Annotated in this window: 22 protein-coding genes and 1 pseudogene; 8 read left to right on the forward strand and 15 right to left on the reverse strand. The window is 71.3% G+C overall.

Annotation, left to right across the window (positions count from 1 at the left end; genetic code table 11):
- Positions 1-46 precede the first annotated feature (46 nt).
- The 5 genes from ACH4TL_RS38585 to ACH4TL_RS38605 all read right to left on the reverse strand — a co-directional run bounded on the left by ACH4TL_RS38585 (position 47) and on the right by ACH4TL_RS38605 (position 5,201).
- Complete coding sequence (locus tag ACH4TL_RS38585) at positions 47-739, reverse strand: demethylmenaquinone methyltransferase (protein WP_398325259.1); 693 nt, start codon at positions 737-739, stop codon at positions 47-49.
- Between the two features lie 42 nt (positions 740-781).
- Positions 782-1,234 carry an imidazolonepropionase-like domain-containing protein gene (locus ACH4TL_RS38590; protein ID WP_398325262.1) on the reverse strand — a complete coding sequence of 151 codons (453 nt, stop codon included), beginning with the start codon at positions 1,232-1,234 and terminating at the stop codon, positions 782-784.
- Positions 1,234-2,433 (reverse strand): cyclic dehypoxanthinyl futalosine synthase, encoded by a 1,200-nt coding sequence (gene mqnC, locus ACH4TL_RS38595; protein WP_398325265.1) that lies wholly within the window; start codon positions 2,431-2,433, stop codon positions 1,234-1,236. The genes ACH4TL_RS38590 and mqnC overlap by 1 nt, the downstream gene beginning before the upstream one ends.
- A 57-nt stretch (positions 2,434-2,490) precedes the next feature.
- A complete protein-coding gene (locus ACH4TL_RS38600) occupies positions 2,491-4,260 on the reverse strand; it encodes a serine/threonine-protein kinase (RefSeq protein ID WP_398325268.1) in 1,770 nt (589 codons plus the stop codon).
- Positions 4,261-4,328: 68 nt separating this feature from the next.
- Positions 4,329-5,201, reverse strand: coding sequence for a menaquinone biosynthetic enzyme MqnA/MqnD family protein (locus ACH4TL_RS38605; RefSeq protein ID WP_398325480.1), 873 nt, complete (start codon positions 5,199-5,201; stop codon positions 4,329-4,331).
- Positions 5,202-5,560: 359 nt separating this feature from the next.
- Here ACH4TL_RS38605 and ACH4TL_RS38610 point away from each other — a divergent pair, with 359 nt between their 5' ends.
- The 5 genes from ACH4TL_RS38610 (at position 5,561) to ACH4TL_RS38630 (ending at position 9,652) form a co-directional block, all read left to right on the forward strand.
- Positions 5,561-5,764: a cold-shock protein gene (locus tag ACH4TL_RS38610; RefSeq protein WP_009715975.1), complete on the forward strand. Its 204-nt coding sequence runs from the start codon at positions 5,561-5,563 to the stop codon at positions 5,762-5,764.
- A 188-nt stretch (positions 5,765-5,952) separates the two neighbouring features.
- Positions 5,953-7,038 (forward strand): AraC family transcriptional regulator, encoded by a 1,086-nt coding sequence (locus ACH4TL_RS38615; protein WP_398325272.1) that lies wholly within the window; start codon positions 5,953-5,955, stop codon positions 7,036-7,038.
- A gap of 175 nt (positions 7,039-7,213) precedes the next feature.
- Positions 7,214-8,398: a lipase family protein gene (locus tag ACH4TL_RS38620; RefSeq protein ID WP_398325275.1), complete on the forward strand. Its 1,185-nt coding sequence runs from the start codon at positions 7,214-7,216 to the stop codon at positions 8,396-8,398.
- A gap of 154 nt (positions 8,399-8,552) precedes the next feature.
- A complete protein-coding gene (locus ACH4TL_RS38625) occupies positions 8,553-9,056 on the forward strand; it encodes a hypothetical protein (RefSeq protein ID WP_398325278.1) in 504 nt (167 codons plus the stop codon).
- Positions 9,053-9,652, forward strand: coding sequence for a hypothetical protein (locus ACH4TL_RS38630; protein WP_398325280.1), 600 nt, complete (start codon positions 9,053-9,055; stop codon positions 9,650-9,652). Before ACH4TL_RS38625 ends, ACH4TL_RS38630 begins: the two co-directional genes overlap by 4 nt.
- Before the next feature lie 9 nt (positions 9,653-9,661).
- Here the strand turns inward: ACH4TL_RS38630 and ACH4TL_RS38635 are convergent, their stop codons facing one another.
- Positions 9,662-10,270: a TetR/AcrR family transcriptional regulator gene (locus tag ACH4TL_RS38635; RefSeq protein WP_398325483.1), complete on the reverse strand. Its 609-nt coding sequence runs from the start codon at positions 10,268-10,270 to the stop codon at positions 9,662-9,664.
- 240 nt (positions 10,271-10,510) lie between these two features.
- Between ACH4TL_RS38635 and ACH4TL_RS38640 the strand changes: the two genes are divergently transcribed.
- Positions 10,511-11,545 (forward strand): alpha/beta hydrolase, encoded by a 1,035-nt coding sequence (locus ACH4TL_RS38640; RefSeq protein ID WP_398325283.1) that lies wholly within the window; start codon positions 10,511-10,513, stop codon positions 11,543-11,545.
- Here the strand turns inward: ACH4TL_RS38640 and ACH4TL_RS38645 are convergent.
- Genes ACH4TL_RS38645 through ACH4TL_RS38660 form a run of 4 tightly spaced genes read right to left on the reverse strand, consistent with a single transcriptional unit; the run spans position 11,498 to position 14,087 of the window.
- The gene (locus tag ACH4TL_RS38645) at positions 11,498-12,550 is read right to left on the reverse strand and encodes an ATP-binding protein (protein ID WP_398325288.1); all 1,053 of its coding nucleotides are present in this window, start codon (positions 12,548-12,550) and stop codon (positions 11,498-11,500) included. The genes ACH4TL_RS38640 and ACH4TL_RS38645 overlap by 48 nt on opposite strands.
- A gap of 39 nt (positions 12,551-12,589) precedes the next feature.
- Entirely contained in the window at positions 12,590-13,057 is a 468-nt protein-coding gene (locus tag ACH4TL_RS38650) for a hypothetical protein (protein ID WP_398325291.1), read from the reverse strand.
- Positions 13,054-13,506 (reverse strand): hypothetical protein, encoded by a 453-nt coding sequence (locus tag ACH4TL_RS38655; protein ID WP_398325295.1) that lies wholly within the window; start codon positions 13,504-13,506, stop codon positions 13,054-13,056. Before ACH4TL_RS38655 ends, ACH4TL_RS38650 begins: the two co-directional genes overlap by 4 nt.
- On the reverse strand, positions 13,506-14,087 hold the full coding sequence (locus tag ACH4TL_RS38660) for a hypothetical protein (RefSeq protein ID WP_398325298.1): 582 nt from the start codon (positions 14,085-14,087) through the stop codon (positions 13,506-13,508). The genes ACH4TL_RS38655 and ACH4TL_RS38660 overlap by 1 nt, the downstream gene beginning before the upstream one ends.
- Positions 14,088-14,312: 225 nt before the next feature.
- Between ACH4TL_RS38660 and ACH4TL_RS38665 the strand changes: the two genes are divergently transcribed.
- Both ACH4TL_RS38665 and ACH4TL_RS38670 read left to right on the forward strand, forming a co-directional pair.
- Complete coding sequence (locus ACH4TL_RS38665; RefSeq protein WP_398325301.1) at positions 14,313-14,951, forward strand: hypothetical protein; 639 nt, start codon at positions 14,313-14,315, stop codon at positions 14,949-14,951.
- 29 nt (positions 14,952-14,980) lie between these two features.
- Positions 14,981-15,115, forward strand: a pseudogene (locus tag ACH4TL_RS38670) (flavoprotein); the annotation flags it as partial.
- 149 nt (positions 15,116-15,264) lie between these two features.
- Here ACH4TL_RS38670 and ACH4TL_RS38675 read toward each other — a convergent pair.
- The 5 genes from ACH4TL_RS38675 to ACH4TL_RS38695 form a co-directional block, all read right to left on the reverse strand.
- A complete protein-coding gene (locus tag ACH4TL_RS38675; protein ID WP_398325304.1) occupies positions 15,265-16,596 on the reverse strand; it encodes a dicarboxylate/amino acid:cation symporter in 1,332 nt (443 codons plus the stop codon).
- Between the two features lie 358 nt (positions 16,597-16,954).
- Positions 16,955-17,275, reverse strand: coding sequence for a DUF4229 domain-containing protein (locus tag ACH4TL_RS38680; protein WP_398325308.1), 321 nt, complete (start codon positions 17,273-17,275; stop codon positions 16,955-16,957).
- Between the two features lie 106 nt (positions 17,276-17,381).
- Complete coding sequence (locus tag ACH4TL_RS38685) at positions 17,382-17,906, reverse strand: GNAT family N-acetyltransferase (RefSeq protein ID WP_398325311.1); 525 nt, start codon at positions 17,904-17,906, stop codon at positions 17,382-17,384.
- Positions 17,907-17,954: 48 nt separating this feature from the next.
- Complete coding sequence (gene mqnE / locus ACH4TL_RS38690; protein ID WP_398325314.1) at positions 17,955-19,136, reverse strand: aminofutalosine synthase MqnE; 1,182 nt, start codon at positions 19,134-19,136, stop codon at positions 17,955-17,957.
- Between the two features lie 63 nt (positions 19,137-19,199).
- A complete protein-coding gene (locus ACH4TL_RS38695) occupies positions 19,200-19,661 on the reverse strand; it encodes an Lrp/AsnC family transcriptional regulator (RefSeq protein ID WP_039938108.1) in 462 nt (153 codons plus the stop codon).
- Positions 19,662-19,750: the final 89 nt, after the last annotated feature.

Here is a 19,750-nt window from a genome sequence, read left to right on the forward strand (position 1 = left end):
CCTCCCTGACCGTGACTCAGCCTGTGATACGGCTGCCGCCGTGGCGTCAGGGGCGGGTGGCCCGGTGCAGGGCCACGACGCCGCCGGTGAGGTTGCGCCAGGCCGGGCGGGCCCAGCCCGCCTCGCGCAGCCGGGCGGCGAGCCGCGGCTGGTCGGGCCAGGCGCGGATGGACTCCGCGAGGTAGACGTACGCGTCCGGGCTGCTGCTGACCGCCGTCGCGACCGGCGGCAGCGCGCGCATCAGGTACTCGGTGTAGACCGTGCGGAACGGCGCCCAGGTGGGGTGGCTGAACTCGCAGATGACCAGCCGCCCGCCCGGCCGGGTCACCCGCAGCATCTCGCGCAGCGCGCCCTCGGTGTCCCGCACGTTGCGCAGCCCGAAGGAGATCGTCACCGCGTCGAAGGTGCCGTCGGCGAAGGGCAGCCGGGTCGCGTCGCCCGCCGTCAGCGGCAGCCGCGGGTGGCGGCGCTTGCCCTCGCGGAGCATGCCGAGCGAGAAGTCGCAGGGCACCACGTACGCACCGGCCGCCGCGTAGGGCAGCGATGAGGTGCCCGTACCGGCGGCGAGGTCGAGCACCCGGTCCCCGGGGCGGGCGTCGACGGCGCGGGCGACCGCCTTGCGCCACAGCCGGGCCTGGCCGAGCGACAGCACGTCGTTGGTCAGGTCGTAGTTGGCCGCCACGTCGTCGAACATGGCGGCGACTTCGTGCGGCTGCTTGTCCAGGGATGCTCGGGTCACCCGCCCATTGTTCACCTCGCGCCGCGCGGCTCCGTGCGGGGGTCAGCGGCGGCGGTGCACCAGGCGCCCGGCGAGCACGGTGGCCAGACAGGCCCCGTCCGCGCCGAAGACCGCCAGATCGGCGCGGTCGGCCTCGGCCAGGGAGGGCGGCCGGGCCTCGTCGAGGACGGTGACGTCGTTGCGTATCGCGGCGGCGCGCAGCCCGGGGTCGGTGACGTGCTCCGCCAGGACCGCCGTCGCGCCCAGCCGCAGCAGGGCGTGGACGCGCTCCCGGGGCGTCGGCGCGTCGGGCACCGGACCGTCGTGGACGAGGGCGGGGCCGAGGGTGCCGGGCCACTGCCGCACCCGGGCCTGCGGATGCGCGGCCCGCAGCTCCTCCAGCGGGCCGATGGCGGCGATGCGGCCGCCGTCGACCAGGACCGCGCCGTCGCGCAGCGGGGCCGCGCCCTCGCCGAGGCCGTACCGGACCTCCGGCGCGGCGTGGAGCGTGCGCATCAGGAGGCGTCGATCAGCTTCAGCTCGGGGTGGGCCTTGCCGGAGTCGATCGCCGTCGAGGACAGGTGCGAGACGACGTGGTCGTCCACCGGGTCGTTCGCCGGGTCGTCGTGCACCACCAGGTGCTCGTACGTGGTGGCGCGCTGCGCGGGCACCCGCCCGGCCGTGCGGATGAGGTGGAGCAGTTCCATCCGGTTGGAGCGGTGGCGGGCACCGGCCGAGGAGACCACGTTCTCCTCCAGCATCACCGAGCCGAGGTCGTCCGCCCCGTAGTGCAGCGACAGCTGCCCGGCCTCCTTGCCGACGGTCAGCCAGGAGCCCTGGATGTGGGCCACGTTGTCGAGGAAGAGCCGGGCGATCGCGATCATCCGCAGGTACTCGAAGACGGTGGCCTGCGTCTGGCCCTTCAGGTGGTTGTTCTCGGGCTGGTAGGTGTACGGGATGAAGGCGCGGAAGCCGCCCGTCCGGTCCTGTACGTCGCGGATCATGCGCAGGTGCTCGATCCGCTCGGCGTTGGTCTCACCGGTGCCCATGAGCATCGTCGAGGTGGACTCGACCCCGAGGTTGTGGGCGATCTCCATGATCTCCAGCCACCGCTCGCCGGACTCCTTCAGCGGGGCGATCGCCTTGCGCGGCCGCTCGGGCAGCAGCTCGGCGCCCGCGCCCGCGAAGGAGTCCAGACCCGCGGCGTGGATGCGGCGGATCGCCTCCTCCACCGGCACGTCCGAGATGCGTGCCATGTGCTCGACCTCGGAGGCGCCCAGCGAGTGGATCACCAGCTGGGGGTACGCCTCCTTGATGGCCGAGAAGTGCTTCTCGTAGTACTCGACGCCGTAGTCCGGGTGGTGGCCGCCCTGGAACATGATCTGGGTGCCGCCCAGCTCGACGGTCTCGGCGCAGCGCCGCAGGATGTCGTCGAGGTCGCGGGTCCAGCCCTTGGCGGTGTCCTTGGGCGCGGCGTAGAAGGCGCAGAACCGGCACGCCGTCACGCACACGTTGGTGTAGTTGATGTTCCGCTCGATGATGTACGTCGCGATGTGCTCGGTACCCGCGTAGCGACGTCGGCGTACGGCGTCGGCGGCGGCCCCCAGGGCGTGCAGCGGCGCGGACCGGTAGAGGTCCAGCGCCTCCTCCGGGGTGATGCGCCCGCCGGCGGCAGCGCGGTCGAGGACTGCCTGAAGAGTGGCGTGTGCGGTCACCGGGGCGTCCCTTTCGGAGGTGTACGGGCGGACCGACCCAGCGTACGCCCCCGCGTCTCAGCCCAGTCTGCGCAGGGTGCCGGTCGGATCGCCCGCCCGCGGGTCCTTCGCCCGGTACTTCAGGGTGCCGTCGGAGCCGAGGCTGTACTGCTCGTCCGTCGAGCTGTCGCTGCACCCCTCCTGGGGTTCGTCGCCGCGGAAGCGGGCGTCCAGGTGCAGCTCCTTGGCCGAGGCGGAGACCAGCTTCCAGGTGAAGTCGCACCGCAGCACGGACAGCTTCACCCGGCCCGACGCGACCTGCTGGCCGGTGGAGCCGCGCTGGAAGGTGATGGTCATGGTGCCGACCGGGATGCCGTTCTTGGAGGTGAGGTCGCCCTGCCAGGTGCCGAGGAACGCCTTGGGCACATCCGAGCCGCCGGGCTTCGACGCCGCGTCGGACGGCGTGTGGGTGGGGGTGGCGGCGCTCTTGTCCGACGCGTCGTCGCCGCCGCCGGACCCGGGGAGCACCTGGAAGAGGACCACGGCGGTCGTGGCGACCGCGAGCGCGCCCGCGACGGACAGCACCAGGGAACAACTGAGCGCCTTGGGCCGCTTCCTGCCGCCGAGCGCGGCGGAGAGCGCGAAGCCGCGACCGCCCGTCCCGCCGCCGTCGCTCTTCTGCGGCTGGCTGGGCGGCGGGGTCGCGGGGTCGCCCGGGCCGTGGCCCGGTTGCGGGTACGCGTACGACGCGGGCGGCGGGCCGAACGCGCCCAGCACGGGGGCGGGCGGGGCCGACGCGGACGATGCGGAGGACGTCCCAGGGACGGGCGTTCCGGGGACGGGCGTTCCGGATGCGGGCGTGGTGGGCACGGGCGTTCCGGACGGGGGCGTTCCGGGCGTGGCGGGCAGGGCGGGCGGGGTCGCCGAGGGCGGCGGCGTCACCGCGTCCGCCTCCAGGTCGAGCAGTTCGACCGCCTGTCGGCTCACCCGCTCGATCAGCACCCCCGGCAGCCAGCCGGACCGTACGAGCCCCGAGGCGCCGTCTTCGGGGGCCAGGCGGCGCGCGATCTGCTCCGGGGTGGGGCGGTCCGCGGGGTCCTTGGCCAGGCATTCGGCGACGACGTCGCGCAGCTCACCGGTCAGCTCCGGCCCGAGCCGCGGCTCCTCGTGGACCACCTTGTAGAGCAGCGAGGCCGAGCTGTCGCCGGGGAAGGGCTGCTCGCCGGTGGCCGCGTACGTCAGCACGGCACCCAGCGAGAAGATGTCGGCCGGGCCGCTCACGTTCTGGCCGAGGATCTGCTCGGGCGCCATATAGCCGGGCGAGCCGATGGACGCGCCGGTCGAGGTCAGCGAGACGGTGCCCTCGGTGGCCCGGGCGATGCCGAAGTCGATCAGCCGGGGGCCGTCGAGGGCGAGCAGCACATTGGACGGCTTGACGTCGCGGTGGACCAGGGCCAGCCCGTGGACGGCGCCCAGCGCCTCCGCGAGACCGGCGGCCAGGGCCCGTACCGAGGACTCGGGCAGCGGGCCCTCGTCGCTGATGGCCTGGCTGAGCGAGGGGCCCGCCACATAGCCGGTGGCCACCCACGGAATGCGTGCCTCCGGGTCGGCGTCGAGGACCGGCGCGGTCCAGGAACCACCGACCCGGCGCGCGGCGTCGACTTCGCGCCGGAAGCGCGCGCGGAACTCCTCGTCGAGCGCGAAGTGCGCGTGCACCATCTTCACCGCGACCGTGCGCCCGCCCGCACTGCGGCCCAGGTACACCACGCCCATACCGCCGGAGCCGAGCCGTCCGAGCAGCCGGTACGCCCCGATGACCTGCGGGTCCTCCGCTCCCAGCGGATGCATGTGCCTCCCCCATCGCCTGCGCCGGACCAGCTTAGGCGGGCATCACGACACGGACCCAGCCCGGTCGGCTAACCCTTCGCGGCGGGGGCGTCCAGCAGGTCCACCCGGACGTCCGCCGGGAAGCCGGTCGTCGGGCCGGTCCGGCGGGCGAACTCGGCGATGCCCTTCAGCTGCTTCGTACCCAGGGAGAAGTCGAGGGTGGTGAAGTAGCGCTCCAGCACCGCCGCGTCCAGGTCCTCCCAGCGGGCCGCGTGCTCGGCGACCTTGCCCGACTCCTCAAGGGACAGGTTCCGGGACTCCAGGAACGACCGGTGCACCTCCCGCACGATCTCCGGCTCACGCTCCAGATACTCGCGGCGGGCGGCGAAGACGGCGAAGACGAAGGGGAGGCCGGTCCACTCCTTCCACATCTGCCCCAGGTCATGGACCTGGAGGCCCAGCTTCGGGGCGTGGTGGAGGTTGGCCCGCAGCGCGGCGTCGCCGATCAGCACCCCCGCGTCGGCCTCCTGCATCATCAGGCTGAGGTCGGGCGGGCAGGTGTAGTAGTCGGGCTCGATCCCGTACCGCTCGGCCAGCAGCAGCTGGGCCAGGCGTACGGAGGTGCGCGAGGCGGAGCCGAGGGCGACGCGCGCCTTGTCGAGCCGCTCCAGCGGCACCTTCGAGACGATCACGCACGACATGACGGGCCCGTCGCAGCCCACCGCGATGTCGGGCAGCGCCACCAGGTCGTCGGCGTTGCGGAGGAACTCCACGAGGCTGATCGGGCCCATGTCGAGGCCGCCCGCCACGAGCAGGTCGTTGAGGGTGTCCGGGGCGGCCTTGGTCAGCTCGAAGTCGAGCAGCGAGCCGGTCCTGGCGAGGCCCCAATACAGCGGCACGCAATTGAGGTACTGGATGTGGCCGACCCTCGGTCTGTCACGGCGGCCCAGGGAGCCGGGGATGACGCTTTCGGCGGTGTCCGGTGTACTCCGCGAGGGGGAACTCGGTGAATTGTCCACAACCGGAGGCTAGCGCCGCTCTTCCCGCGAACCGGCGGCGGGGTGACCCGGATGGCCCGAAAACTCGCGGCCCGCGGGCTCGACCTGCGTGCCTATCCGTCCCGCGAGGCCCGGAAACCCCGCGCATTCGTGATCTTCGACTCTTTCCCCTTGGACACGGAGCGTGCTAAGCTCGCCGCAAGTTGCAGTTTGGTTTCCCTTGCAGTACAGAGCCTGCGGAGCATGTAACCGCGGGCTTTTGTAGTTTTCAGACTTCTTGCAGGTTCTGGAGCAGGGCAACCCTTTGGCCCAAGGAGGGCTTTATGGCTACCGGAACCGTCAAGTGGTTCAACGCCGAGAAGGGCTTCGGCTTCATCGCCCAGGACGGCGGCGGCCCCGATGTCTTCGTTCACTACTCCGCGATCAACGCGTCTGGCTTCCGCTCCCTGGAGGAGAACCAGGCCGTGACCTTCGACGTCACGCAGGGCCCGAAGGGCCCGCAGGCCGAGAACGTCAGCGCGGTCTGATCTAGCAGCACCCAAGGAGCCCTGCTCCCCCGCATCGGCGGGGTGGCGGGGCTCCTGCCTTTTCCAGCTTTTCCTATTCACGGACCGTTCATTTTCTTTCGAAAGCGAAACCCCAAGCCTCACGCTGCGTAGGGATGCCACGACACACCGTCGACATGGCCCACCCGATCGGGCTACCGTTTTGGACCATGGGGCTGACCAGGGGTCGGGGGCGGCGAACGGTCACGGTGCACCACGTACGGGCCGCGGTGCGCGGGGCGCAGCGCCTCGGCGTGGACACCGCACCCCTCCTCCAACGGGCCCGGATACCGCCGCTGCTGCTCGGCGACGACCGCGCGCGCTTCTCCCCCGAGCAGTTCGCCCGGCTGGTGCGCGCCCTCCACCGGGCCACCGGGGACGAGTTCCTGGGGCTCGGATCCGCGCGCAGCCGCCCCGGCACGTTCGCCATGATGTGCTACGCCTCGCTCGGCAGCCCCGACCTCGGCACCGCCCTGGAGCGCGGCGCGCGCTTCTACCGGCTCTTCCCCGGCGGGCCGGATCTCGCGCTGGAGCGCGGCGAGGGCGACGAGGCGGTGTTCGGCATCCATGGGCGGTTACGCACCCGCCATGAGAGCCAGATCGTCGCCGAATGGCTGATGCTCATCTGGCACCGGCTGGCGGGCTGGCTGATCGGCCGTCGGATCCCGCTGCTGTGGACCCAGTTCGCCCACCCCGCGCCCCCGCACGCGGACGAGTACGAGCAGCTGTTCGGCTGCGTCCCGTACTTCGGCGGCGACCGTACGGCGGCCGGATTCGATCCCCGCTGGCTGTCCGCGCCCGTGATCCAGGACGAGGCGTCGCTCCAGGCGCTGCTGCGCCGCGCGCCCGACGGGCTGCTCGGCCGCCCCGAGTACGGCACGACCGTCGCCCAGCAGGTGCGGCAGGTGCTCGCGGGCGGCCTGCGGACCGGCGGGAGCGGGCCGGGCAGCCGCGGCCGCGCCGGTCGGCTGCCCGGGCGGCTGCCGGAGCTGCGGGAGGTCGCGGCCCGGCTCGCGGTCAGCCCCGCGACGCTACGGCGGCGGCTGGACGAGGAGGACACCTCGTTCCAGCGGCTCAAGGACCAGGTGCGGCAGGACGCGGCGATCGGCAGCCTGCGCGGGACCGGCGAGCCGATCGAGGAGCTGGCGGTGCGGCTGGGCTTCTCCGAAGGCGCCGCGTTCCACCGGGCGTTCCGGCGCTGGACGGGGATGACGCCCGGCGCCTACCGGCTGACGTACGGCCGCAAGGCTGGATGAGCCGTACCGGATGAGACGCGCCGGGTGAGTCGCGCCGGGTGAGATGCGCCGCGTGAGACACGGGTGAGACATGAGGCCAGCGAATCTGAGCGCTCCGGTCATCAACCGACAAACCGCACGTCCTTACGGTCCCCCTCACAGCACCGCAGCACCATCGCACCCTTGGGAGAGCCGTATGCGCACCCGCACCACCGTGCTCGCCGCCCTCGCCGCCCTGGCCCTGCCGGCCGCGCTGTCCATCGCACCACCGGCCCTGGCCACGGCCGCGGGCGACACCACCGGGACCGCCACACTCCAGGGCGAGCCCGGCGACATCGTGTCCAAGTCCCCCACCTCGTTCCGCACCGTGCCCGGCGCCCCGGTCACCACCCGGTCCTGGCACATCACCTACCGCTCGACCACCGCCCGGGGCGGTCCGAACGTCGTCTCCGGCACCGTCATCGTGCCCGACGACGGCAAGACCGGCCCCCGGCCGCTCGTCACCTGGGGCATGGGCGCCGTCGGCCTCGCCGACGACTGCGCCGCCTCCGGCCGCTTCCCGCAGGGCACCAGCTCCGAGGGCCAGCTGATCGACCTCGCGCTGCGCCGCGGCTGGGCCGTCGCCGTCAGCGACTACGAGGGCCTGGGCACCCCCGGCGACCACACCTACACGGTCGGCCGGTCCGAGGGGCACGCCCTGCTGGACGCGGCGCGCGCCGCGCAGCGGCTCCCCGAGGCGGGCCTCTCACCGGACGGCCCGGTCGGGATCATGGGCTACTCGCAGGGCGGCCAGGCGGCGGGCTGGGCCGCCCAGCTGCGCTCCTCGTACGCGCCGGAGCTGCGGGTGAAGGGCACGGTCGCCGGGGGCGTGCCCGCCGATCTCCCCGCCACCCTCGACTACAACGACGGCGGCGTGGGCGCCGGGCTCGCCCTGATGGCGCTCGCCGGGCAGGACGCCGCCTTCCCCGAACTGTCGCTCGACTCCTACCTCAACCAGAAGGGCAAGGACGACGTCGCCTTCATGCGGAACAACTGCGTCTCGATCAGCACCATCGCCGGGCTCTTCACCAACCTGTCCGACGTGACCGTCCGCGATCCGCTGGCGTCGCCGCTGTGGCAGCTCGCACTGCGCGCCTCGTATCTGGGCGACAGCGCCCCCGACCGTCCGGTCTACCTCTACCAGGGCACGGTGGACGAGCTGATCCCGTACCGGGTCGGCGCCGAGCTGCGCGACCGGTGGTGCGAGAAGGGCGCGCCGGTGGAGTGGAAGAGCTATCCGACCGACCATGTGACGACCGCGATCACCGGGGTCCCGGCGGCCATGGCCTGGCTCGGCGCGCGGCTCGCCGACGAACCGGCCACCGGTAACTGCACCACCTGAGCCAGGGCCTCCGGTTCCCCCGGGAGGCCCCTTTGCGCATGCGGCGCCCCGCGGCCCCTCGTACGTTGAAGCTCTCGGGCCTCACACGAACGAGGGGTTTGCGGACGTGGGTCGATGTAAGGGCGCCCGTTTCGCCCGGCGGTGTATACGCGTCGTGGTCAGCGCGTCCCTGGCCGCCGGGCTGTGCGCGGGGCTGCCCGCGCCACCGGCCGTCGCCGCCGACTGCCCGGACGACCCGAACACGACCGGATCGGTGGACGGTTCGGAGCTGACGTACACCCTGCACACCAAGTACACCGCGGAGTGGGCGCGGGCCCGGGCGGAGTGGAACGCGCTGGGCAAGGTCGACATCAAGCCGCACAGCGGCACGGCCTACGCGGACGTCGACGCGACCGACGTCGACCGTGCGGACATCGGCTGGTCCGGGCTGTGGGAGTCCCATGAGCTGGGCTCGGACGACATCGTCCTCAACGACCACTTCCTCGGCGCGTACCCGGCCGATGTGAAGCGCGGCATCGTCACCCATGAGCTGGGCCACGCCCTGCGGCTGGGCCACCGCTCCTCCCGGGGCGCGGTCATGTACTGCAACGACACCCGCACCGCCGTCGCGCCCTCGGCCGCCGACATCGCCGCGTACCGGGCCGTGTGGGGCAAATGAGCGCCCGCACCGGGACGATCGCGCTGGCCACGGCCCTGGCGGCGGCGGGCGGCTGCGCGGTGGCCTGGTTCGAGGTCCCGTACGGCAGTACGCACTACCACCCCACCTACGCGGTCCGGCTGGACACCCCCGGGCTGGCCGCGGGCTGGGCCGACGACGTGTTCGTCGGCAAGGTCACCGCCCGCCAGGGGGTGCGGCGCACGAACGGCGACCGGCTGCTGTGGACGACGTACCGGGTCGAGGTCCAGTCCACCCTCAAGGGCAAGGTGTCAGGGGACGTACGGGTCGCCCAGGAGGGCGGCGACGATCCGCTGCGGCGGCAGCGGGTCGTGGTGGGCGAGGCCCCTGAGCTGCGGCCCGGGCGGACGTACCTGCTGGCCACCCGGGTGGCGCCGGACGGCTGGCACACCGCCCCTTCCAACTTCGTGCCGCTGGAACTGGCGCCGGACAAGGCGGGCTCGGACAGCGGAACTGACCCGTCCGCGGCCTGGCGGGAGGGCGTCGGGCATCCGGTGTCCCAGCGGGACGCGCACCCCTCGGCGGTGTCCCGCGCGGCGGACCCGGCGGCGCTGTACGCGCGGGCGCGGATCGGCTGACCCGCCCGGTCACGGTGCTGCCGGGCCGGGCGACCAGCCCTGGCCGCGCAGCAGGTTCCCGAGCCCCGCCCAGGCGAAGTTCATGAGGGTGGCCGCCGCCTCCTGGGCCGAGGGCCCTTCCGGCTCCGCCGCGTCCCCCGCCCAGTCCGCGAGCGACTCGGCCGCCCCGACCAGCGCGTGCGCGAGCCCGGACACCTCGGCCGCCGCCAGCCGCCGCTCCCGCGCGCCCCTGCGCGCCGCCGCCGCGATCAGCTGGGTCACGAACGTCACGATCTCTGCCCGCATCGCCGCCACTTCCTGTGCGTAGGGGTGGCCGTGGGTGCGCGCCTGGACGTGCAGCAGCGCCCATCCGTCGGGGTGCCGGGCGGTGTGCGCGAAGAAGCCGCTCAGCCCGCTCCACAGCTGACGGTCCGCCGGAGCGCCCCGCTCGACCGCGCACCGCACCGCGTCCACCAGCGAGACCGCCTCCCGCCGGACGCACGCGGCGAACAGCTCTTCCTTCGAGCTGAGGTACAGATAGACCAGCGGTTTGGACACCCCGGCCAGTTCGGCGATGTCGTCCATCGAGGCGTGGCTGTAGCCGCGCCGCGCGAAGGTGCGCACCGCCGCGTCCAGCATCTGCTGCTCCCGCACCACCCGCGGTACGCGCTTGCTCCTCGTCGCCCCGCCCACGCGGACCGCCCCCTCCGACAGTGCCCCCGCACACTCGTACGCCCACCAGCCTACGGCGGACCACGACGAAGATCACGGGGTCGGCGCCCCACTCTTGTCACGGCCCGCCGACCCCTTCACAGTGTCAACAGAGCTCGCGCAACGCCCCGTTCAGCTCCGCACGCACCAGCGAAGGAGATACGGACGATGCCCTCCCGCCGCCGCGCCGCCGCCGCTCTCGCCGCACTGGCCGCCGCGCCCCTGCTCCCCACCCCCGCCGAGGCCCGCGCCCTGCCCCGGCCCGCCGACCTCGCCCGAGGCACCACCGGCCGGGCGCGCGCCACAGCCACCGAACAGGCACGCATCACCGCCGCCGACCGCGTCGGCGAGCGCGTCCTCGACCTGACGATCCAGTCCCCCGCCCTCGCCCGCGACGGCCACGCCCGGGTGCTGCTGCCCCGCGGCTACGACCGCCTGCCGCACCGCAGCTGGCCGGTCCTGTACCTCCTGCACGGCTGCTGCGACCCCGGCCCGGGCTGGGAGGCGTGGACCCTCAACACCGACGTCGAGGGGCTGACCACGTCCTTCCCCGCGCTGGTGGTGTGCCCGGAGGGCGGCCCCTCCGGCTTCTACTCGAACTGGTGGAACGGCGGTGCCTACGGCCCGCCCGCCTGGGAGTCCTTCCACCTCGGCGAGCTGCGCCCGCTGCTGGAGCGCGCGCTGCGCGGCAACGGCCGCCGGGCGGTAGCGGGCCTGTCGATGGGCGGCTTCGGCGCCCTGTCCTACGCGGCCCGCCACCCCCGTCTCTTCCGCGCGGCCGCGTCGTTCAGCGGCGTGATCCACCCGCTGCGCGACCCGAGCGGCGTCCAGGGCATCGTGCGGCAGTACGGGGACGACCCCACCGCGCTGTGGGGCGACCCCGGGGCCCAGTCCGCGCTGTGGGCCGCGCACGACCCGTACACCCAGCTCACCCGGCTCCCCCGCGGCTACCCGGTGTACGTCTCCTGCGGCGACGGCAGCCCCGGGCCGCTGGACCCCGCGGACCGCCCCGTCGACCCCACCGAACGGGGCCTCGGGCTGATGGCCGAGGACTACGTACGCCGCGCCCGGGCCCATGGCCTGGCGCTCACCGCCCGGCTCTACGGCCCCGGCACCCACACCTGGCCGTACTGGGAGCGCGAACTGGGCCGCGCGCTACCCCTTCTGACCACCGCCCTCACCGGCCACCGGGTCCGCCCCTGAACCGCTGGGCGCGGGCACGTCCTCGAAGGCCACCAGGCGCGGTGACGCGGGCGGATTCCCGACCTCGCGCCGCGCCCGCGCCGAGGCGGCCAGTTCGTCGCGGAGATCGGCGAGTTCGACCACGCGCCGCTCTCCGTGCCGGGCCACGGCCGCCGCGGCCGCGGCCATGACGACGTTCACGATGTCGCCCCCGGCCATGCCCTCGGATTCGGCCGCCAGGATGTCGGCGGTGACCTCGGGGTGCAGCGGCAGCTCCTTCGGGAGGAGTTTCGTCCACAGGTCGCGCCGTCCGGCGAGGTCGGGCAGTTCCAGCCGGATATGCGCCAGGATCCGCCGGACGAACGCCACATCGTAGTTTTCCGGGAAGTTGGTCGTGAAGACGACGACGCCGTCGAAATGGTCCAGTTCGGTGAGCATCACCGAGCGGGACACATTGACGCTGTGGTCGGCGCTCTGGGTGACCCGGCTCAGCCGCCGCCCCAGAATGGAATCCGCCTCGTCGAAGACGAGCACGGCATCGTGCCGACGGGCCTCGGCGAAACAGCGCACGATGTTCTTCGGCGTCTCCCCGACGTACCGGGATTCAATCTGGGCGTAGCTGACCCGGAGATACGGGCGGCCGAGCCGGTGGGCGACGGCCTCCGCGCACGCCGACTTACCCGTACCGGGCGGCCCGTACAGGCTCACCACCGCGCCGCCGCGGTGCGGGGAGATCGCGGCCAGATTCCATTCCTTGAACAGCACCTCCCGGTGCGCGACCACGTTCAGCGCGGTGTCGACGCGTCTGCGCACCTCCTCCGCGAGGACGAGATCGCCGAACGTCCGGGTGGGCCGCTCCACCCGGAAGTCGACCGTCTCCGGTGATCCGGGCTCCGCGGAATTCCCGTCGCGTCCGGCAGGCGCCGCATTCCCGGGCACGGTCGCGGTCGCCACCGGTCCGGCCGTCCCGCCGCCGGAATCGGTGAACGTCCAGCGCCGTGGCACCGTGTTGCGTCCCTCGTCCATTCACTGCCCCCCGTATCAGTGTGTGCCGGCGAATCTGTTTCAGCCCGCCAGGGTCCAGCGGCGGCTGACCTCGTCGATTTCCTCGCGGATGAACTCCGCGCGGACGCCGTCGGGAATGTCGTCCCAGCCCGTGACGGTCTCGGTCACCGATGCGCTTTCGGGATTCCCGAAGACGCAGCGGACGACGGTGTGCGAGTCCGGCCGCCCGGTGGCGGGCCTGATGAACACGACCTCCACCTCGCGCACTTCCGATGCCAGCCGGGCACGCAGCTCAGCGGCTCCGGAGCCGAGAACGGCGGCCCGGACGTCGTCGGGACGCGCATCCACGCGCGCCGCCCAGTCCTCGGCCAGGGCGTCCAGGACGACGTCGGTGAGACGGCCGTCCCGCGCCCGCCCGCCGGGCCGCGGCCATCGCCGCGACACGACCAGGGCCACCGCCACCACCACTACACCGACGCCCGTCCACCACCACAGCGACATGTGCCCGTTTCTCTCTCTGCGGGTCATTCTTGGAGTTCCTGGTCGCGCATCCTGGTCACGTCCATGCGATAACTGCCCCCGTCGCCCGCGAGGAGCGACTGACGGTATTTCTCCGGAAGGTCGTCCCAGGTGACGTCCTCCTCGACCACGATCCGCTTGATCGGGGCGTCTTTGCGCAGATGGCTCTTCATCAGCGCGGTCATGCGCCTGAGGTAGGTGTTCGGGGCCACCCCCTTCTCGAACTGGACGACCTGTTCGAGCAGATAGGCCCGCAGCTGATGCCAGGCTGCCTTCACATTTCTGCGGATCGCGGTGGCGTACTTGTCCAGCTCGGTGAAGGCCAGCTTCACCGTGTCGGACATCCAGGGAAGGTGCTCGGCCACCCAGGGGAAAAGCTGATCCCGGGCCCAGACCATGATCTGATTCCACATCGCCAGACCGATGGCCAGGATGATCAGCGGAATGAAGAACGCCATCAGGCCCTCCCCACCGGAAGGCTCAAGGTGACGCCCTCATCGTCGTCACGGATCATCCGCGCGCGCACTTCCTCGGGAATGTCGCCCCAGTCGATCTCCTGCTTGATGCGCTTGCGCCGCACCTTCTGCCGGTCGGCGCCGTACAGCATCTCGATGATCCGCACCCCCGTCTCCCCGGGCCGGGCCCGGTATTCGACGGTCACCGCGACGATCTCCCGGCGGATCGTCTCGATCACCGACCGCTTCGCCCGCGGCAGTTCCGGCCGGATGGCCGACCCGTGCGGTTCACCGCACATCTCGACCAGCGCGCTGAATACGTCACTCGACGGCAGCCCGAGAACGGGCTCGCACTCTTCGGCGAGGATGCCGTACACGACGATCGAGTCGGATTCCGGCGGCGCCTCCAGGGCCGCGATCACGACATCGATCATCTTCAGGATGTGCCGCAGCGCGATTTTGCCGACAACGCCCCGATCGGCGCCCGGTTTCGGCAGCACGGCCTTGTCCGCCATCTCCCGGATCGCTTTTTCGATCATGTCGCGCGCGGAGCGCAGAGATTTCCCCGCTGTGGTGTCAGGCATGCGCGTTCCCCCCGTTACGACCGCATGTACACGAAGCACATATTAGCGCCGTAACACTTAATAACACATACCCTGAAAGGAATTGACAGTAACGCAGCATTCTTTGATCGAAGGCAGACATCCCCTGTCACCGAGGCACCCGGACATCACCTGAGCCTCCCTACCTAGGCGCCCTCCGCCCCCGCACGGATGTGGCGGCCCGGTCCGGCGCCATAGCTTCCGGTCATGCCCACACCCCGCCAGCGCCCCACCCACCCCGACCCCCCGCAGCTGGAGCTGGGACCAACACCCGAATCCGAGTTCGTCGGCCCCCGCAACGCCACCACATCGGCCCTGGTCGCGCTGCTCATCCTGTTCCTGTGCGGCATGTGCGCGCTGCTCTACCTGAACTGGTCGGTGAAGCGTGACATGGAGACCCACGACGGCAGCATCGACGTGACCGGCGAAAACCCGGAGCGTGACGGGGTCCTGCAACCGTACGAGAACGGGGTGGACGTGACCTTCGGCACGCCCCGGCGCATCCGCCCGGTCCCGGGTGACGACAACAACGAGCCCGGCGACCTCACCTACACGTACACCCTCTTGATCGTCAACGGCAGCGGCAAGGCCGTCGACCTCGTAGGCGGCGACCTCCACGAGAGCCTCCACGAAGGCCAGGCCCTGCCCGACGGCTCGATCGTGTACGGCACCTGGAAGGTCGACGGCATGAAGCGCGAAACCCTGCCCGACCACCTCGCCGACGACGAGCGCATGGAGGCCACGGTGCGCGTCAACGTCCCGCCCGGTACCGAGTTCCTCAACTCCGAGCTGAGCATCGCCGACGGCTACGAAACGATCTACATGAAGCTCGGCCTCGACGCCTGAACGACCCCCCGCTGATCTTCGAAGCCCCGGCGGATGTCGCGGTCCTGGCGCCCGCCACCTTCAACACGATCAACCAATGGGCGCTGGGGATCACCGAGAAGTTCATCGTGGGATTCGTGGCCGAGGCCATCGGCAAGGGCATCCCCACCGTGACCATGCCGTGCGCCCTACGGCGGCGTGACAGCAGTCAGCCATGAGCTGTTGGCCACCAAGGCACTGAGGCTCACCGCCGACGATGAGCCCGCAGCACAGCACATCGCCCCCGCTCTCTGCTGAGAGCGGGGGCGATGTCGAGGCTGTACAGGGGCTGCCGCTACGCGGTGGCGAGTTGACGCTCCGGGGCATCGGCCTCGTCGCGGTCGTCCAGGGGCGACGCGCTGGCGTGGTGGTAGGCGTCGTGGTCGAGGATCTTCTCGCGGGCCGACACCAGGACCGGCACCAGGGCCTGGCCCGCCACGTTGGTGGCCGTCCGCATCATGTCCAGGACCGGGTCGATCGCCAGCAGCAGGCCGACGCCCTCCAGGGGGAGGCCCAGGGTGGAGAGGGTCAGGGTGAGCATGACCGTCGCGCCCGTGAGACCGGCCGTGGCGGCGGAGCCGATGACCGAGACGAAGGCGATCAGCAGGTAGTCGCCGACGCCGAGGTGCACACCGAAGATCTCGGCGATGAAGATCGCCGCGAGCGCCGGGTAGATGGAGGCGCAGCCGTCCATCTTGGTGGTCGAGCCGAAGGGCACCGCGAAGGACGCGTACTCCTTGGGCACGCCGAGGCGTTCGGTGACCTTCTGGGTGAGCGGCATGGTGCCGACCGAGGAGCGGGAGACGAACGCCAGCTGGATCGCGGGCCAGGCGCCCTTGAAGAAGCTCAGCGGGTTGACCTTGGCGACGGTCGCCAGCAGCAGCGGGTAGACGCCGAACATCACCAGCGCGCAGCCGATGTAGACGTCGGCGGTGAAGGTCGCGTACTTGCTGATGAGGTTCCAGCCGTACTCGGCGATGGCGGAGCCGATGAGGCCCAGGCTGCCCAGCGGGGCGAGGCGGATGACCCACCACAGGGCCTTCTGGAGCAGCTCCAGCACCGACTGGCTCAGGGTGAGGATCGGCTGCGCCCGCTCACCGAGCTGGAGGGCGGCGACGCCCGCGACGGCGGCCATGAAGACGATCTGCAGCACCTGCAGGTCGGTGAACGGCGTGATGACGTCCGTCGGCACGATGCCGGTGAGGAAGTCCAGCCAGGACCCGGCGTCCTCGGGCTTGGCGCCGTCCTTCGGGGTCAGGCCGGTGCCCGCGCCCGGGTTGGTGAGCAGGCCGATGGCCAGGCCGATGGCGACCGCGATGAGCGAGGTGGCCATGAACCACAGCAGCGTGCGGGTGGCCAGCCGGGCGGCGTTGCTGACGTTCCGCAGGTTCGTGATCGATATCAGGATCGCGAAGAAGACCAGCGGGGCGACGGCGAGCTTCAGCAGCTGGACGAAGATCGAGCCGATCTTGTCGAGCGTGGTGGCCAGCCAGCTGACATCGCCGCTGCGGGCGATCCAGCCGAACACCACGCCGAGGACGAGACCCAGCAGGATCTGCGCCCAGAACGGCACCTTGGGCAGGCGGAAGGACGACGTCCGGCCGGACGTCTCGGGGAGGGGCGACAACGGACACACTCCGGGGGAGGTCAAGAGGGGAAGAGAAAGCCAGGAGTCCGTACGGGATCTCCGGCCGCTGTACGAGAGGGGTCAGCGGCGTTGACAGGCCGCGGACCGGCAGCGGCAAAGATCGATGTGCAGGCGCGCCACGAGCGGAACGCTCGCTGCGATACGGGGCGCGGCTGCTGTCTTCATGACAAGTACATTAACACCGCGCCTTTGGGGAACCCAAAGAAAATCTTTGACCTTTCGGACCGTCCGGGGCCGGGCGGGGTGGCCGGAAACAGCTCAACGCCCCCTGGGCCAGCGGCTGCCGGCCCAGGGGGCGTCGGAAAGGTGTGCGGGGTGTGAGGAGCCTTACACCGGGTTACGCCTCGGCGCGCGAGCCCTCCGGCGCGGTGGACGTGGCGTCCTCCTGGCTCTGGCTCGCCGCCAGCCGCTCCTTGGCCCGGTCCACGCGCTCGGCGACCTGCACCGCCATCGCCTCGCGCTGCTTGCGCAGCAGGACGAAGCTGAGCGGGGCGGAGACGATCAGCGCCAGCAGGACGACCCAGAACAGGTTGGAGGCCCCGAGGCCCGCGGGCACCACACGGAAGTACACCAGGGCCCACATGACCAGAAAGCAACCGGCGAAGATCCCCAGGCGCATGCTGGTGTAGCGGAACGTGGCGCTCGGCTTGAGAGACACGGCGGGGTCCTCTTTCTGCTGGAAGTTCCTGCCCTCCCAGTGAATCACGTCCGGTTTCTGATCAATTCAGTGGAGGTCGGTTCAGCCGAGGTCGGCCCAGCGGAGGTCAGTCCAGCGGTAGCCACATGGTGATGTCGTCGCGGAAGTCGTCGTCCGCGACCTTGATCGCCCCCGGCACCCGGCCGACCTCCCGGTATCCGCACCCGGCGTAGAACCGGTCCACACCGGTGCCGCCCCGGCAGGTGAGCCGTATCCCCCGGATGCCGTCCATCCCGCGTGCGGCCTTCTCCACGGCGGCCATCAGCTCACGGCCGTACCCCTCGCCCTGGTGGGAGGGGTGCACCATGACGCTGTAGAGCCAGCACCAGTGCCGCATCAGCCGGTGGGTGTTGAGGGTGAAGAAGGCGGTCGCGGCCGCCGCGCCGGTCCCGTCCCGGCCCACGAGCAGCCGGGTGCGCCCCTCGGCCATCGCCGTGAGGTGCTTGATCAGCTCGGGCCGGACGTCCTCCGTGGTCACCGGCGGCACGAAACCGACGGCGCCGCCCGCGTTCGAGACATCGGCCCAGAGCGTACGGATCGAGTCGAGCAGCTCAGGGGTGGTCTCGGGGTCCAGGTCGAACGTCAGCGGCATGCGGACGACGATAACCGAGCGACTGTACGAACCCGGCCCCCGGCCGTCTCACACCCGCATCGGCTGCGGCGACTCGCGGCGGGCCGGGTCCGGGCCCTCGTACTCGCGGATGGTCTCGTACCGGGTGTTGCGCTCCACCGGGCGGAAGCCCGCGTCCCGGATGAGGTCCAGCAGATCGTCGCGGGTCAGCTTGTTGGGCGTGCCGTAGTTGTCCGCGTCGTGCGTGATCTTGTACTCGACGACCGAGCCGTCCATGTCGTCCGCGCCGTGGTTGAGGGCGAGCTGCGCGGTCTGCACCCCGTGCATCACCCAGAACACCTTGACGTGCGGGACGTTGTCGAACAGCAGCCGGGAGACCGCGAAGGTCTTCAGCGCCTCGGCGCCGGTCGCCATGGAGGTGCGCGCCTGGAGCCGGTTGCGGATCTTGCCGTCCTGCATGTCCACGAAGTCGTGCTGGTAGCGCAGCGGGATGAAGACCTGGAAGCCGCCGGTCTCGTCCTGGAGCTCACGCAGCCGCAGCACGTGGTCCACCCGGTGCCGGGGCTCCTCGATGTGCCCGTACAGCATGGTGCACGGGGTCTTGAGGCCCTTCTCGTGCGCCAGCCGGTGGATGCGCGACCAGTCCTCCCAGTGGGTGTCGTGGTCGACGATGTGCTGCCGGACCTCCCAGTCGAAGATCTCCGCGCCGCCGCCGGTCAGCGACTCCAGACCGGCGTCGATCAGCTCGTCCAGGATCTCGGACGCGGACATTCCGGAGATCTTCTCGAAGTGGTGGATCTCGGTGGCGGTGAACGCCTTCAGCGACACCTCGGCGGGCAGCGCCTCCTTGAGCGCCTTCAGCGACCGCGGGTAGTAGCGCCACGGCAGGGTGGGGTGCAGCCCGTTGACGATGTGCAGCTCGGTGAGCTTGTCGTTCTCCATCGCCTTGGCGAGGCGGACGGCCTCCTCGATGCGCATCGTGTACGCGTCCTTCTCGCCCGGCTTGCGCTGGAAGGAGCAGTAGGCGCAGGACGCGGTGCACACGTTCGTCATGTTGAGGTGACGGTTGACGTTGAAGTGGACGACGTCGCCGTTCTTGCGGGTGCGCACCTCATGGGCGAGCCCGCCCAGCCAGGCCAGGTCGTCGGACCCGTACAGGGCGAGACCGTCCTCACGGGTCAGCCGCTCGCCCGCGAGGACCTTCTGCTCCAATTCCCGCTTGAAACCCACATCGTGTGTCGCTGCGCTCATGCGACGGCCGCCTCCCATGCGTCTGGCCCTACGTCGTCGTGCCGGTGTCGGCCTCAGCCGAGACTACGCCTCGGCGTCCTCGGGAAGTTCCCCGACCCGGTTCTCCCACTTCGTGGACAGCACGATCGTGGAACGCGTCCGGGCGACGCCCTTGGTCAGGGACAGTCTGCGGACGGTGCGCTCCAGACCGTCCACGTTCGAGGCGCGCACCTTGAGCATGTACGAGTCGTCGCCCGCGATGAACCAGCAGTCCTCGATCTCGGCGAGGTCGCGCAGCCGCTGCGCCACGTCCTCGTGGTCGGCGGCGTCGGAGAGCTGGAGGCCGATGAGGGCGGTGACGCCGAGGCCGAGGGAGGCCGCGTCCACGGTCGCGCGATAGCCGGTGATCACCCCGGCCGCCTCCAGGCGGTTGATCCGGTCCGTGACGCTCGGCCCGGAGAGGCCGACGAGCCTGCCGAGCTCCGCGTACGAGGCCCTGCCGTTCTCCCGCAGGGCCTGGATGAGCTGCCTGTCCACCGCGTCCATATGCCGTGCGCCTTCCATTATTCAGGGTTAGAGCGTCATTACATGTAGAATCTAAGGCATCAGGACCACAAGTCCTGCAAATCCTCTAG

Source organism: Streptomyces sp. NPDC021115 (assembly GCF_044333065.1).
In the GTDB taxonomy this organism is placed as follows: Bacteria; Actinomycetota; Actinomycetes; order Streptomycetales; family Streptomycetaceae; genus Streptomyces.